General features: G+C 66.6%; 12 protein-coding genes and 1 pseudogene. 4 read left to right on the top strand and 9 right to left on the bottom strand.

The window, feature by feature from the left end; genetic code table 11:
- Positions 1-51: 51 nt before the first annotated feature.
- The 3 genes from IP86_RS06065 to IP86_RS06055 all read left to right on the top strand — a co-directional run bounded on the left by IP86_RS06065 (position 52) and on the right by IP86_RS06055 (position 2,943).
- Positions 52-1,281, top strand: a complete 1,230-nt coding sequence (locus IP86_RS06065; RefSeq protein ID WP_054161614.1) for an SAM-dependent methyltransferase — start codon at positions 52-54, stop codon at positions 1,279-1,281.
- Positions 1,282-1,398: 117 nt separating this feature from the next.
- Positions 1,399-2,436: a cysteine synthase A gene (locus tag IP86_RS06060; protein ID WP_054161613.1), complete on the top strand. Its 1,038-nt coding sequence runs from the start codon at positions 1,399-1,401 to the stop codon at positions 2,434-2,436.
- A 225-nt stretch (positions 2,437-2,661) separates the two neighbouring features.
- Positions 2,662-2,943, top strand: coding sequence for a hypothetical protein (locus tag IP86_RS06055; RefSeq protein WP_054161612.1), 282 nt, complete (start codon positions 2,662-2,664; stop codon positions 2,941-2,943).
- 30 nt (positions 2,944-2,973) lie between these two features.
- Here IP86_RS06055 and IP86_RS06050 read toward each other — a convergent pair whose 3' ends face one another.
- The 4 genes from IP86_RS06050 to IP86_RS06035 are packed head-to-tail and all read right to left on the bottom strand — an operon-like array spanning position 2,974 to position 7,469.
- Positions 2,974-3,714 (bottom strand): amino acid ABC transporter ATP-binding protein, encoded by a 741-nt coding sequence (locus IP86_RS06050; RefSeq protein ID WP_054161611.1) that lies wholly within the window; start codon positions 3,712-3,714, stop codon positions 2,974-2,976.
- A 14-nt stretch (positions 3,715-3,728) separates the two neighbouring features.
- Positions 3,729-5,237, bottom strand: a complete 1,509-nt coding sequence (locus IP86_RS06045; protein WP_054161610.1) for an amino acid ABC transporter permease — start codon at positions 5,235-5,237, stop codon at positions 3,729-3,731.
- A complete protein-coding gene (locus IP86_RS06040; protein WP_054161609.1) occupies positions 5,234-6,439 on the bottom strand; it encodes an amino acid ABC transporter permease in 1,206 nt (401 codons plus the stop codon). Before IP86_RS06040 ends, IP86_RS06045 begins: the two co-directional genes overlap by 4 nt.
- 16 nt (positions 6,440-6,455) lie before the next feature.
- Entirely contained in the window at positions 6,456-7,469 is a 1,014-nt protein-coding gene (locus IP86_RS06035; protein ID WP_054161608.1) for an amino acid ABC transporter substrate-binding protein, read from the bottom strand.
- Positions 7,470-7,796: 327 nt separating this feature from the next.
- Between IP86_RS06035 and metC the strand changes: the two genes are divergently transcribed.
- Entirely contained in the window at positions 7,797-8,993 is a 1,197-nt protein-coding gene (gene metC / locus IP86_RS06030; protein ID WP_054161607.1) for a cystathionine beta-lyase, read from the top strand.
- A gap of 152 nt (positions 8,994-9,145) precedes the next feature.
- On the opposite strand, the gene IP86_RS06025 is transcribed toward metC, so the two are convergent.
- The 5 genes and pseudogenes from IP86_RS06025 to pbpC all read right to left on the bottom strand — a co-directional run bounded on the left by IP86_RS06025 (position 9,146) and on the right by pbpC (position 15,150).
- Positions 9,146-9,484 carry a lipid-A-disaccharide synthase N-terminal domain-containing protein gene (locus tag IP86_RS06025; protein ID WP_054161606.1) on the bottom strand — a complete coding sequence of 113 codons (339 nt, stop codon included), beginning with the start codon at positions 9,482-9,484 and terminating at the stop codon, positions 9,146-9,148.
- Entirely contained in the window at positions 9,478-10,236 is a 759-nt protein-coding gene (locus IP86_RS06020) for a glycosyltransferase family 2 protein (protein ID WP_054161605.1), read from the bottom strand. Before IP86_RS06020 ends, IP86_RS06025 begins: the two co-directional genes overlap by 7 nt.
- Before the next feature lie 63 nt (positions 10,237-10,299).
- Entirely contained in the window at positions 10,300-11,130 is an 831-nt protein-coding gene (locus IP86_RS06015; protein ID WP_054161604.1) for a phosphatase PAP2 family protein, read from the bottom strand.
- A 1-nt stretch (position 11,131) separates the two neighbouring features.
- Positions 11,132-12,875, bottom strand: a pseudogene (locus IP86_RS06010) (ArnT family glycosyltransferase).
- 52 nt (positions 12,876-12,927) lie between these two features.
- Complete coding sequence (pbpC, locus tag IP86_RS06005) at positions 12,928-15,150, bottom strand: penicillin-binding protein 1C (RefSeq protein WP_082363866.1); 2,223 nt, start codon at positions 15,148-15,150, stop codon at positions 12,928-12,930.
- Positions 15,151-15,253 lie beyond the last annotated feature (103 nt).

The following is a 15,253-nucleotide window of genomic DNA, read 5'->3' as shown; positions in this document are numbered from 1 at the left end:
TGTGAGCCCGGCGCTTCCATCCATGCGGCGAGGCCCTGTGATGGAACTGAAATGCGCGAGTTGGTGACACTCACCCCAGACAACGTCGACACTCAGCTGACGGGGCTGCCCCGCGTCGTGCGGATGGCACTGGCCTTCGGGGCGCGGCTGCGGCGCGGCACGCTGGACGTCACCCTGCCCGACGGTCGCCGCTTCCGGATGGGCGGCGCCGAGCCCGGACCGGCCGCCGAGATGCGGCTGCACAACTATGCGTTTGCGAGCCGGCTGATCAATGGCGGCGACATCGGCATCGCCGAGGCCTATCTCAACGGCGATTGGGACACCCCGGACCTGACGCAGTTCCTGTATCTGTTCTGCGTCAACCACGAGTTGATCCAGGCGATGCTCGGCGACAATCCGCTGATGCGGTTCGTCCAGGTGGTGCGGCACTGGTTCAACCGCAACACCAAGCGGCAGGCGCGCAAGAACATCTACGCGCATTACGACATCGGCAACGCATTCTACTCGGCCTGGCTTGATCCGAGCATGACCTACTCCTCGGCGCTGTTCGAGGACCACACCCACGATCTCACCGCCGCGCAGATCAACAAATATCAGCGGCTCGCCGAGGCGATCGATCTGCGGCCCGGGCAGACCGTGCTGGAGATCGGCTGCGGTTGGGGCGGCTTTGCCGAATACGCCGCCAAGAATTTCGACGCTCGCGTGGTCGGGCTGACGATCAGCAAGGAGCAGCGCGATTTCGCCCAGGAGCGGATGCAGCGCGCCGGCCTCGCCGACAAGGTCGAGATCAAGCTCCAGGATTATCGCGACGAGCGCGGCCAGTATGACCGCATCGCCTCGATCGAGATGATCGAGGCCGTCGGCGAAGAGTTCTGGCCGAAATATTTCTCACAACTGCGCGACCGCCTGCTGCCGGGCGGGTTGGTCGGCATCCAGGCGATCACGATCCAGGATCGCTTTTTCGCGGCCTACCGGCGCGAGGTCGATTTCATCCAGCGCTACGTCTTTCCCGGCGGAATGCTGCCCTCGCCCGCGATCCTGAAGTCGCTCGGCGAGAAATTCGGCGTGCCTGTGATCCGCGAACGCATTTTCGGGGAAGATTATGCCAAGACGCTGGCGACCTGGAGAGACAATTTCCGCGCTGCGTGGCCGAACCTGACATCGCAAGGTTTCGACGATCGCTTCCGCCGGCTGTGGGAATACTACCTCGCCTACTGCGAGGCCGGCTTCCTGTCGGGGAACATCGACGTCAGGCAGGTGGTGTTCGCAAAAGCGAACTGATCGCGCAGTTCACCATGCGCCGCTGCCGTGCACGACAATGCGGCAGGCTGCCTTGTCTCGCGCCGCCGCGTCTCCTAGGTTGAGGACCCGCAACCGGCCTTCACGCTTTCGGACATCATGATCATCAAGAACGACGTCGTCGACGCCATCGGCAATACGCCCCTCATCAAGCTGAAGCGCGCGTCCGAGACGACCGGCTGCACCATTCTCGGCAAGGCCGAGTTCATGAATCCCGGCCAGTCGGTGAAGGATCGGGCGGCGCTCGGCATCATCCGGGACGCGGTCGGTCGCGGCGCGCTGCGTCCCGGCGGAGTGGTCGTCGAAGGCACCGCCGGCAATACCGGTATCGGCCTGGCGCTGGTCGCCAACACGCTCGGCTTTCGCACCGTCATCGTGATTCCGGAGACGCAGAGCCAGGAAAAGAAAGACATGCTGCGGCTGTGCGGCGCCGAACTGATCGAAGTGCCGGCGGTGCCCTACGCCAATCCGAACAACTACGTGAAGCTGTCCGGTCGCCTCGCCGAACAACTGGCCAAGACCGAGCCGAACGGCGCGATCTGGGCCAATCAGTTCGACAACGTCGCCAACCGCCAGGCCCACATCGCCACCACCGCGCCGGAAATCTGGCAGCAGACCGACGGCAAGATCGACGGCTTCGTCTGCGCGGTCGGCTCCGGCGGCACGCTGGCCGGCGTCTCGATCGGTCTGAAGCAGTTCGATCCGAACATCCGCATCGCGCTCGCCGATCCGATGGGCTCGGCGCTGTATAATTACTACAAGCACGGCGCGCTGAAGTCGGAAGGCAGTTCGATCACCGAAGGCATCGGCCAGGGCCGCGTCACCGCCAATCTCGACGGCGCGATCGTCGACGACGCCTATCAGATCCCCGACCACGAAGCGGTCGCGGTGGTCTATGACCTGCTCGAACACGAAGGCCTCTGCCTCGGCGGCAGCAGCGGCATCAACATCGCCGGCGCCATCCGCCTTGCCAAGGACCTCGGCCCCGGCCACACCATCGTGACCATCCTGTGCGACTACGGCAGCCGCTATCAGTCGAAGCTGTTCAACCCGGAATTCATGCGGTCGAAGAACCTGCCGGTGCCGGAGTGGATGGAGACGAAGAGCAAGATCGCGGTGCCGTTCGAGGCGGTGTGAGCGTCCGACGGCGGACGAAACAGCGGGCTCCGATTCCGGGCTCGCGCTGCACTCGCCCGGAATGACGAACGGGTGTGTGGACCTTTAATTCACGACCGTTGCCGAAAACCAACGCATTCTCGGAACGTAATTAACTGAACAAGAACCGCTTTCGAAGGACCGTCGGCGGCGGCAACGACGCCTTCATCCCTGACGGCGTTTCCTTGTACCAACAAGGAACGCGTCATGCCCATCCTCCGATACTTCGTCTCTGTCGGCCCCGCCGTGCTGGCGCTGCTGGTGATCATCAATGCGGTGTTCGCTGAGCCCCCGCCGCGGTTCAACGACGCCATCTACGACAGCACCTCGTACGCGCCGCATGTCGCGGCCACGAGTATCAGAGAAGGACGCGGCTTCGCCGACAATTTGACGCCGGCCGCTCGCGTCAGGCAGGTGTTCGGGCAGTTCTCGGCGAACGAGGCCAAACGCCTCAAGCGCTACTCGTCGGCTGCGTCAGGCGCAATCTGAACTGCTGAAGCTTTGCGACCTTGACCGGCCTCACCGCAGGATCTGGCTGAGGAACAACTTCGTCCGCGCATGCTGCGGATGGGCGAAGAATTCTTCCGGCGCGTTGGCCTCGATGATCTGCCCCGCGTCCATGAACACCACGCGGTTGGCGACTTCGCGGGCGAAGCCCATTTCGTGAGTGACGACCAGCATGGTCATGCCCTCCTCGGCGAGGTCGACCATGGTGTCGAGCACTTCCTTGACCATCTCCGGATCGAGCGCCGAAGTCGGTTCGTCGAACAGCATCACCTTCGGGTTCATCGACAGCGCCCGCGCGATCGCGACGCGCTGCTGCTGACCGCCGGAGATCTGGCCTGGATATTTGTTCGCCTTGTCGGGAATCCGCACCCGCTCGAGAAATTTCATCGCGGTGGCTTCGGCGTCCTTCTTCGGAATGTTGCGCACCCAGATCGGCGCCAGCGTGCAGTTCTCGAGCACAGTGAGATGCGGAAACAGGTTGAAGCTCTGGAACACCATGCCGACTTCGCGGCGGATGTCGTCGACATGCTTCAGGCTCGGACCGAGGTCGATGCCGTCGACCACGATCTCGCCTTCCTGAAATTCCTCGAGCGCGTTGATGCATCGGATCAGCGTCGACTTGCCCGAGCCGGACGGCCCGCAGATCACGATGCGCTCGCCGCGACCGACGTCGAGGCTGATGTCGCGCAGCACGTGGAAATCGCCGTACCATTTGTTCAGCCCCGCGATCGAGACGATCGGTTTCTCGGCCATTCTTGATCCTCTGGTCAGGTGCGCCGATGGGCGTTGAGACGGTGCTCGACGAACAGCGAATAGCGCGACATCGCGAAGCAGAACACGAAGTAGATCAGCCCGGTGAAGGCGAAGCCGGTGAACAGCGTGGTCGGCGTCGACCAGTTCGGATCGGCGAAGGCGGCGCGGAGCTGGCCGAGCAGATCGAACAGCGCGACGATCGACACCAGCGACGTGTCCTTGAACAGCGCGATGAAGCTGTTGACGAGGCCCGGAATGACGTGGCGCAGCGCCTGCGGCAGCACGATCAGCCCGGTCGTCTTCCAATACGACAGCCCGAGCGCGCTGGCCGCCTCCGCTTGCCCGCGCGGGATCGCGTTGAGGCCGCCGCGAATGACTTCGGCGTTGTAGGCGCCGGCGAACAGCGCGATGCCGATCAGCACGCGCACCAGCCCGTCCACGGTGAAATTGCCGGGCAGGAACAGCGGCAGCATGTAGGTGGCGAAGAACAACACGGTGATCAGCGGCACGCCGCGCCAGAACTCGATGAAGGCGACCGAGAACACCCGGATCAGCGGGATCGACGAGCGCCGCCCCAGCGCCAGCGCGATGCCGATCGGCATCGAACCGACGATGCCGGTCACCGAGACGACCAGCGTCACCAGCAGCCCGCCCCACTGCCGCGTGCCGACCACCGGCAGCCCGCCGCGATCGAGCCGCAGCACCGCGATCACCAGCGCGATGCCGACGAACAGCCCGAGCACCACGATCAGCGGCCCCGCGCCATTGCGCAGCCCGCCGCTCAGCGCGACCACCGCCGCCACGGCGATCACTGCGGTCAGCCCGAGATCGATCCACACCGGCTGGCCGCTCGCGGCGATCCAGTCGCGCAAGGCGATCAGCGGCGCGATCAGCCAGGACAATGCGGTGGCGAGACCCAGGACCGGCTTGCCGACGATCATCGCGAACGCGCCGCCGCTCGCGAGCTTGCCCCCAGCCTCCGCGAGGCTGCCGATCAGGCCCGACAACAGGTCGGCGATCCACGACACCGCGAAGCCGTTCAGCCCGCCGCCGTGCAGCAGGAAGAATGCGAGGACCGGAAACGCGATGAAGAACAGGCTGGCGTTCAGCGTCTTCGCCGGCGCCCGCGGAATCAGCAGCGGCAGCAGCAACAGCGCGGCGATCGCGAAGGTCAGGTCGACGCGCCAGCGCTTCGGCTGCGGATAGAAACCGTAGATAAACTGCGACAGCTTGGCCTGCGCGAACGGCCAGCAAGCGCCGACGTCGCGATGCAGCGTTTCGGCGAGGCAGGCGGTGCGATTGCTGCCGGTCCACACCGCGTCGATCAGCAGGAACTTCACCAGCGGCACGACGATGAAATACAGCAGCAGCACGCCGATCAGCGTCAGGATGATATTGGTCGGCGAACTGAACAGCCGCGCCCGCATCAGCGCGACGAAGCCGGTGGTGCGCACCGGCGCGGGCCGCGGCTGCACCTCCTGATCGCGCACGAACGCGGGCGTCACCGATCCGAGCTCGCTCATGCGCCCATGCTCCGGTTGATCCGCCAGCTGTACAGGCTCATCAGCCCGCTGGTGATCAGCGAGATCACCAGATAGACCCCCATGGTGATCGCGATCACCTCGATCGCCTGCCCGGTCTGGCTCAGCGTGGTGCCGGCGAACACCGAGAACAGATCCGGATAGCCGATCGCCACCGCGAGCGACGAGTTCTTGGTGAGGTTGAGATATTGGTTGGTCAACGGCGGCAGGATCACGCGCATGGCTTGCGGGATCACGATCAGCCGCAGCGTCGCGCCACGCGACAAGCCGAGCGAAGCGCCCGCCTCCATCTGCCCCTTGTGCACCGACAGAATGCCGGCACGCACGATTTCTGCAATAAAGGCCGCTGTGTAGGTCGACAGCGCCAGCGTCAGCGCGACGAATTCCGGCGGCAGCCGCGAGCCGCCGGCGAAGTTGAAGCCCTTCAGCACCGGGATCTCGAAGCCGAACGGCTTGCCGAAGATCAGCATCGCGACCAGCGGCAGGCCGATCAGCGCCCCGACGATCCAGGGCCACACCGTCATCGGCTTGCCGGTCGCAAACAGCCGCCGCCGCGCCACGATCGGCAGCACGATCGCGACCACGATGCCGATCAGCAGCGCGACCAGGAAGCCGTCGAGGCCGGCTTCGCCGACCGGCCGCGGCACGACGATGCCGCGGTTGGAGAGGAACACGCTGTCGAACAGCGACACGCTCTGGCGCGGTCCGGGCAGCGCGCCGAGCACGGCCAGATACCAGAACAGGATCTGAAACAGCAGCGGCAGGTTACGCACCAGCTCGACATAGCCGCCGGAGATCCGCGAGATCAGCCAGTTCGGCGACAGCCGTCCGAGCGCGACGAGGAAGCCGAGCACGGTCGCGAAGAAGATGCCGACGACCGACACCAGCAACGTGTTGACGAGCCCGACCAGGAACACCCGCGTGTAGCTGTCGGACTCCGCATAGGGAATCAGCGTCTGGCTGACGCCGAATCCCGCGGTCTGCGACATGAAGCCGAAGCCGGAGGCGATGCGCTGGTTGGCGAGGTTTTCGCGCGCGTTGTCGACGATCGCGTAACCGATCCAGCACAGCGCCGCGACGAACAGCAGCTGCGCCACCAGCCCCTTCCAGCCGGATCGTCCGCCGAGCGCATGGCGCAGTTTGGCGCCGAGCTGCGCCGGCGGTCGTCGGGGCTCGATCGCCACGGCCGAGATCCGCGCCTCAGCGGATCGGCGGCGCGTACATGATGCCGCCCTTATTCCACAGCTTGTTCAGGCCGCGGGCGATCTCCAGCTTCGAGCCGGTGCCGACGTTGCGTTCGAACGATTCGCCGTAATTGCCGGTCGCCTTGACGATGCGCGCGACCCAGTCCTTGGTCAGGCCGAGCTGTTCGCCGAGATTGCCGTCGGTGCCGAACACCCGCTTCAGCTCCGGCTTGTCGGACTTGGCCTGTTCGGCGACGTTGGCCTGGGTGATGCCGAGTTCCTCGGCATTGACCATCGCGAACAGCGTCCACTTGACGACGTCGAACCACTGGTCGTCGCCGTGGCGGACCAGCGGACCGAGCGGCTCCTTGGAGATCACTTCGGGCAAAACGATGTGGTCGGGCGGCGTCGTCAGCTTGAGCCGCATCGCGTAGAGCTGCGAGACGTCGGAGGTGAACACGTCGCAGCGGCCGGACTCATAGGCCTTGATCGCCTCGTCGGCATTGGCGAAGGCGATCACCTCGTACTTCATGTTGTTGCCCTTGAAGTAGTCGGCGACGTTCTGCTCGTTGGTGGTGCCGGTCTGCACGCAGATCGACGCGCTGTTGAGCTCCAGCGCGGAATTGACCTTGAGAGCCTTCTTCACCAGGAAGCCCTGGCCGTCGTAATAGCTCACCCCGACGAAGTTGACGCCGAGCGAGGTGTCGCGCGACAGCGTCCAGGTGGTGTTGCGCGACAGCACGTCGATCTCGCCGGACTGCAGCGCGGTGAAGCGGTCCTTGGCCGACAGCGGAACGAACTTCACCTTGGTCGGATCATCGAAGATCGCCGCGGCGACGGCGCGGCACAGATCGACGTCGAGACCCGTCCAGTTGCCCTTGTCGTCGGGCGACGAGAATCCCGGCAATCCCTGGCTGACGCCGCAGGACAGCAGCCCCCGATCCTTCACGGTCTTGAGCGTCTGCGCGTCCGCGCTGTGGGCCGCGAAGCAGGCGGCGACGGCGGCGGCGACAAGGGATACGCGTTTCATGAAGAAGCCTTTCGAAGCATGACTTGCCGGGTCAGCCGGCAATGAATGATGTGTGCTGGTTGTGGCCTGCGGCAGAGCAGCCGTTGGGTCGGCGCTTCACGCCCGCATGACCATCGCTGCGGTTCCGTGCGGGTTGACCCCGGGGTCGACATCGGCGCGAGTCCCTCCGCACGGCGTCCTGACAGCTTGGTTGCATCACAGAACGAGTTGCTCGCCGGGTCAAGGGGTTGACGGCCAACTTCCCAGAACTGCTATTAGACATATCGTCAGGCAGCCGCAGCGCCGATCCGCGCGCAGCGACCGCGGCCCCTCATCAGCGAGCCCGATATGGATTCTTCCGACCACGGCGACACCACCTCGCCGCTCAGCCCGCAGACCCTCCTGGTCACCTCCGGGCGCGACACCAAAGCGCAGAAGGGCTTCGTCAATCCGCCGGTGGTGCGCGGCTCGACCGTGCTGTATCCGTCCGCCGAGGATCTGCACGCCCATCGCGGCGAGTATTCTTACGGGCGCCACGGCACGCCGACCACCAAGGCGCTGCAGCAGGCGCTGATGGCGCTGGAAGGTCCGCACTGCGCCGGTGTCGGACTGACGCCATCCGGCGTGTCCGCGATCTCGACCGCTCTGTTGTCGGTGCTGAAGACCGGCGATCATCTGCTGGTGTGCGACAACGCCTATCGGCCGACACGGCTGTTCTGCGAGCAGACGCTGAAACGCTTCGGCATCGAGACCAGCTATTTCGATCCCTTGATCGGCGCCGGCATCGAGAGCCTGTTCCAACCGAACACCGCGGCCGTGATGGTCGAAGCGCCCGGCTCGCAATCGTTCGAGATGACCGACATTCCGGCAATCGCCGCGGTGGCGCATGGGCGCGGCGCGCTGGTGATCGACGACAACACCTGGGCGACCCCGCTGTATCACCGCTCGCTGGAGCAAGGCGTCGACATCTCGATCCAGGCCGGCACCAAATATATCGGCGGCCATTCCGACATCATGTTCGGCACCATCGCGGCCAATAAGGCGACATGGCCGAAGGTGGCGGACGGCATTCGTCAGCTCGGCGTCTGCGCCGGTCCGGACGACGTCTTCCTGGCCCTGCGAGGCCTGCGCACGCTGTCGGTGCGGCTGGCGCAGCATCAGGCGTCGGGGCTGGAGATGGCGCGCTGGCTGGCGGAGCGTCCGGAAGTGCAGCGCGTGCTGCACCCCGCGCTGCAGAGCGACCCGGGACACGCGATCTGGAAGCGCGACTTCACCGGCGCCTCCGGCCTGTTCTCGATCGTGCTGCAGGACGCGCCGCAGAAGGCCGTCGATGCCCTGCTCGACACCGTCCGGCTATTCGGCATGGGCTATTCCTGGGGCGGCTTCGAAAGCTTGGTGATCCCGTTCGATTGCGCGACCTATCGGAGCGCGACCAAGTGGAACCCCGGCGGCCCGACGCTGCGGCTGCACATCGGCCTGGAAAGCACCGACGACCTCAAGGCCGATCTGGACCGCGGCTTCGCAGCGTTCAACGCAGCGCGGTAATCGTTCTCCCGTCATTGCGAGGAGCGAAGCGACGAAGCAATCCAGATGCGTTGTGCACGGCGTATCTGGATTGCTTCGCTGCGCTCGCAATGACGTGGAGGGACCGGAGTCCAAACGCGATCGCAGCCGTTGTCTAGACGCTCCGCCAACGCTCAGTTCGACAGGCTCTCCGAGCCCTTGGCGTGGGACTTGATGATCAGCATGATGTTGCGGATGTAGATGATCGTCGCCAGTCCCTGGCCGAGGATGATCACCGGCTCGCGCTTGGCGATGCCGTAGATCAGCGTCATCAGTCCGCCGCCCATCGAGAAGAACCAGAACGCCATCGGCACCACGCTCTTGCCGGCGCGCTCGCTGGAGATCCACTGCACCAGAAAGCGCGCAGTGAACAGCAGTTGCGCGACGAGCCCGAAGGCGAGCCAGAAATCGAACTTGGCGACGAACACGTCGTACATGTAGTCGCCGAGCGCCTGGCCGTATTGGATCAGCATTCTGTCACCTCGGTCGCGGCCGGCACGGCCTTCTTGCGGCGGATCAGCCACCACACGCCGGCGAGATCCATCAAACCGACCCACAGCCGGTCGAAGAAACCGTAGTTGGAGACGCCCGACAGCCGCGGCCGGTCGGCGACGTCGACATAGGCGATCTCGTAGCCCTCCCGGCGCACCAGCGCCGGCAGGAAACGATGCAAGCCATCGAAATACGGCAGCGCCAAGAACACATCGCGGCGAAACGCCTTCAGGCCGCAGCCGGAATCGCGGGTGCCGTCTTTCAGAATCGCGCCACGCACCTTGTTGGCGACTTTGGATTGCAGCTTCTTGAAGCCGGTGTCCTTGCGGCCGACGCGCTGGCCGGCAGCGAGCCCGAAGCGATCACCGCCCTGCTCGATGGCACGGATCAGGTCCGGGATGAAGGCGGGGTTGTTCTGGCCGTCGCCGTCCAGCGTCGCCACGATCGCGCCGCGCGCGGCGCGGACGCCGGTGCGCACCGCCGCGGACTGGCCGCAGGACTTGGCGTGACGGATCTGGCGCAGATTGGCGCGTGCACGCCGCAGGTCGGCAAGCCGCTGAGGGGTAGCGTCCGTCGAGCCGTCGTCGACATAGACGATCTCGTAGGCCCAGCGCCCGTCGAGCGCGGCGGCGATCTCGGCGATCAGCGGCGCGACATTGTCGGCCTCGTTGCGCACCGGCACCACAATGGACACCGCAAGCGGCGCGCCGGGGTCTGACATGGATTCAGGCATGGTTCGGAACAATCCGGGGCCGACAGGAAGGCGCGGCCGGGCGCCCGCAGGCGCGACCGCTTCTTATGGGGCTGGGCGGCCCTCGGCAACCTTTTTGAGTCGGTCCCAGGACGGTCCCGGCAGCGGTTCGATGGTGCCGTCCGGGCGGATGGTGAAGGCGAGCCGGCGAGCCGCGAACCAGTAGCGCACCGCCATCGCGCCGATCGTGCCGACCATGGCGCCGGCGACGACGTCGCTCGGATGATGCGCCAACAGCACCAGCCGGGTCAGCGCGATCACCAGCGCATACAGCAACATGACGGCCCGCAGCCGGGGAAACAGCGCGCCGACCGCGAAGGCCAGGGCGAACGCCGTGATGGCGTGGCCCGACGGCAGGCTGGCATAGGCCTCGGTCCACGACAACGGCGAGAAATTGTACGGGTTGGCGGCGCCGCCGACGAACGGGCGGCCGCGGCCGATCACGCCCTTCAGCACTTCGCCGGCCGAGACCGGCACCAAGATCGCCAGAAACACGAATTGCAGCCGCGTGCCGATCCCGATCATCACCGCGCGGGAGACGCCGTCCAGCAGCGGCAGCAGCAGCGCGACCAACCCCAGCAGCCCGGCCAGCGTCCACAGCACATAGGCAGACTTGCCGAAGTCGGTCAGGATCTTAATCGGCCACAGGCTGGGCGTGCCGCGCGGCGGCATCAGCCCGATCTCGAACGCATCGATCGCCACCATCAGGAAAACCACCGCGACCGCCAGAACCGCGGAGATCAGCAGCGCATGGCGTGCCCACCGGCGCCCTGCCTCGGCGCGGCGCGAGTGTGAGGGTTCGCGGACCAGCCGCGCCAGCGACCGACCGATCACGGCGGCGAGTTCCGCGGCGTAGCCGCGCCGGTCCCGCCTCATCCTACTGTGTGCCTTCCGAACGGAAGATCGCGATCGAGACCGGCTTGCCCTGCGAGAAGTTGTAGCCTTCGATCCGTGTCGCCACATTGTAGCGCAGCCCGATCGCCTCGGCGCGCGCCGCAAAGGCACGCTCGCTGCGCGCCTCGACCAGCGCGAACCGGCAGCTGCCGCCGAGCAGGAAGTCGGCCGCACCGGAGCCGTCGGTGAGCAGCGTGTCGGTGCCTGTCATGAAAACGAGACTCGGCTCGTGGTAGCCGACGGCGGCGGCCTTGGGTCCTACGCACACCACCTGGCGCAAGGCCTGGGCGATCTCGACGCTCGGAAACACCGGCCGCAGCTTCGGCACCACGACGCCGAGCGTCGCGGTCATCAGGAACAGCGACGCCAGCGCGGCATTGAGCAGCGACGCCTCGGCGCGGTTCTGGTCGAACAGCCGCCACGCGAACAGCCCGAAAGATCAGCGACGCGGCGATGAACGGCCAGGCCAGGAATACCGGCTGCCGGGTGAGGATGATGGCGCCGACGATCGCCAGCGACAGCACCAGCACCGGAATCGCGAACCACCACGCCGCGCCCTTGGTGAGCCAGGAGCGCGACAGCACGCTGCGCTCGATCGCGCCCGCCGTCATGATGGCGATCGCCGGATACAGCGGCAGCACGTAGTGCGGCAGTTTGGTGATGACGATTTCGAACACGATCCAGGACGGGATCAGCCACGCCAGCAGAAATTGCGCGCCCGGCTCGCGCCGCGCCCGCCACACCGCCGGCGCCGCCATCGCGGCCAGCGGCGCGCCGGGCCAGAACGTCACCCAGAACAGCAGGAAGTACAGGCCGGGCGGCGCGCCGTGCGATTCCTTCGGGCTGGCGATCTTGCTCAGCATGTCGCCGCCGACGGAGTCGGCGAAGAAGGTGTCGCCGGCGCGCAGGAAGATCGCGATGAACCACGGCAGCACCAGCAACAGCACCCACGGCACGCCGATCATCGGCTTCAACCGCCACAGCCACGCCGCCGAGCGGTCGATGATCGCCAGCGGGATCACCGTCAGGGCAATGAACATCAGGATCAGCGGGCCCTTCAGCAGGATGCCTGCCGCAATCGCGGTCCAGAAGATCGCCGGCGTCGCCCAGGAATTGGTGCGGTCGTCGCCGCGCTGCCAGGCCAGATAGATATGCGCCATCGCGCCCATGGCGGCGGTAACGGTGAACAGCAGGAACGCGTCGGTCTTGGCCAGCCGCGCCTCGACGCCGAGCAGGATGCAGCTGCACAGCAGCAACCCGGCGACCACGGCGCCTCGCCGTCCGACGAACGCCAGCGCGGCCCAATAGGTCATCAGCACCGCGCCGATCGCCCCCAGCATCGAGGGAACGCGGTACAGCCAGATCCGAACCTCGGCGCGCGGCAGCCCCATCTTCGAGGCGGTTTCCACCACCGCCGCCTGCAGCCAGTAGATGCCCACCGGCTTCTTGTAGCGAACCTCGTCCTGGAAGCGGATGTCGACCAGATCGCCGGTCTCGACCATCTGCTTGGTGGCCTGCGCGAAGCGCGCCTCGTCGCGGTCGATCGGCGGGATGTTGAAGAACCCCGGCAGGAAGAACACCAGACCGAGCAGCGCCAGAAAAACCACCGCGCGAAGGTGGCTGATGGACACGAAATCCAGCACGGCCACGAGCCCGCGACCGGGGTCCATGGCCTTCCTGGGCTCGCGAGGGGCGCCGAAACGGGCGGATGCAGAGGTTTGGATCATCGGTTTCGCATACGCTGAAACCGATAGGCGGACAACCACTTGGCCGGGGCAGCTACTGGATTCTCACCACGACTGTGTCTGCAGCGCCGACCGCGTCCATCACGGTGACGCGGACGAAGCCGGGACCCGGCGGCGCGATCAGCCGCTGACGCCGTCCGTCGATCTCGCCGGCCGCGATGCCGTTGACCATCACGGTCATCGGCAGCACCCCGCCGGCGACCTTCACGGGCAGCGCCCCTGTCGAGGCCTGGCTGACCGCGTCGATCCGCGAGCCGTTCAGCGGAAACTGGATCCGCAGCGCCTGCTCGCTGCCGGCGCGGACCAGATCGCCGGCCGGCCGGAACCGGCGCAGCGGCAGTGGCAGCTGCGCGTTGCCGGCGATCAACGCGCCGCGCGGCGGCTTTGGCAGCGGCGCGCGGAGCTGGTTGGTTCGGGCAAATGCGTCGAACAGGACAGGTGCGGCGGCTGCGCGGCCGATCAGGCCGGGCACCGGCGCGCCGTCGGGACGGCCAACCCAGACGCCGATCGTGATCTTGCCGTCGAACCCGACCGACCAGGCGTCGCGGTAGCCATAAGAGGTGCCGGTCTTGAACGCGATCTGGTTGCGCGCGGCGTTCTCCGGCGGCGGGGTGCCGAGCAGCACGTTGCCGACCTGCCAGGCCGCGACTTTATCCATCAGACGCAGAGTCTCGCGTTCGGCCTTGGAGTCGCTGGCGATTTCCTGCAGCGGCAGGACATTGCCGAGGCGCGCGACGCCGGCGTAGAGCTGCACCAGGTCGGCCAGCCGGATGCCGACGCCGCCCAGCCCCATCGCCAGTCCGGGCGCCTCGCCGTTCGGCAGCACCAAGCCGGCGCCGGCCTGTTTCAGCCGCGATGCCAGCCGGCTCGCGCCGACGCGGTCGAGCAGCTCGATCGCCGGCACGTTGAGCGACAGCTGCAGCGCCTTGCGCACCGGCACCGTGCCCTGGAACGTCATGTCGAAGTTCTCGGGCGCATAGACCCCGAACCGCACCGGCCGGTCATCGATCAGGCTTTCCGGATGAACGAAGCCGTCCTCGAAGGCGAGGCCGTAGATGAACGGCTTCAGCGTCGAGCCCGGCGAGCGTACCGCGCGGGTCATGTCGACCTGCCCGGCGCGGCGGTCGTCGAAATAGTCGGCCGAGCCGACATGGGCGAGCACGTCGCCCGACTCGTTGTCGACCGCCAGAATGCCGATCGAGATGTCGGGACCGAGCGCCAGCGCCCGGTCGCGCGCCAGCGATTCCAGCGCGCGCTGGACGCCGGCGTCGAGCGTCAGCCGGATCAGCGGCGAGTCCTTCACGGCGGAGGTCGCCTGATCGGCGGAATGCGGCGCCAGGATCGGCATCGGCTTGCGCTGGCGATGCACCGGCACCGCCCTCGCCTGCGCGGCGTCCTCGGCGCTGACTACGCCGTCTTCGACCATCCGGGCCAACACGCGGTCGCGCGCCGCCTGCGCGACTTGCGGATGGCGATCGAGCCGGCGCGTTTCGGGCGACTGCGGCAGCGCCACCAGCAGCGCGGATTCCGACAGCGACAGCCGCTTCGGTTCCTTGCCGAAGTAAGCGATCGACGCCGCGCGGATACCTTCGAGATTGCCGCCATAGGGCGCCAGCGTCAGATAAAGGTCGAGGATCTGCTGCTTGCTGAGCCGGCGTTCGAGTTCGACGGCGCGCACCATCTGGTGCAGCTTCGCAGTGATCGAGCGTTCGCGCCGCGGCTCCATCAGCCGCGCCAGCTGCATGGTGATGGTCGAGCCGCCCGACACGATGTGGCCACGGGTGACGAACTGCAGCGCCGCGCGCCCGACCGCCAGCGGGTCAACGCCGTGATGCGACCAGAACCGCTTGTCTTCATAGGCGAGCAGTTGCTGCAGATAGCGCGGATCGACGCCGCTCGTGGCATCCACCGGCAACCGCCACCGCCCATCCGCCATCGCATAGGCCCGCAGCAGCTTGCCGTGGCGATCTACGACCGTGACCGAGGTCTTGCGGGCTTCGTCGAGGGGAAGCGGCCCGAGCGAGACGGCGTAGGCTACGAGACTGCCGATTGCGACGACGATGAGGAGTGCCGAAACGAGCGCGGACGTCTTGATCCACCACCACCCCCTCCGCGCGTCATTGCGAGGAGCGAAGCGACGAAGCAATCCACGCCGCACGCGTGGCGCTGGATTGCTTCGCTGCGCTCGCAATGACGCCGTGGTGGGCGTCACCACCGCTCGCGACGCTGCTGGCGTATCGGTCGGCTCATCACTCATTTCACCTCACCCCATCCGCAAGCGCCCGTTCCCCGGATGCAGCGCAGTGCGCCGCGCTTGCGGCGTGGTGCGCTGCTGATCCGGGGGCCCGGTGACGTCGGCC

Source organism: Rhodopseudomonas sp. AAP120, assembly GCF_001295845.1.
In the GTDB taxonomy this organism is placed as follows: Bacteria; Pseudomonadota; Alphaproteobacteria; order Rhizobiales; family Xanthobacteraceae; genus Rhodopseudomonas.
The sequence above is the reverse complement of the archived record's forward strand: the minus strand, read 5'-3'. Positions and strand labels throughout refer to the sequence as shown.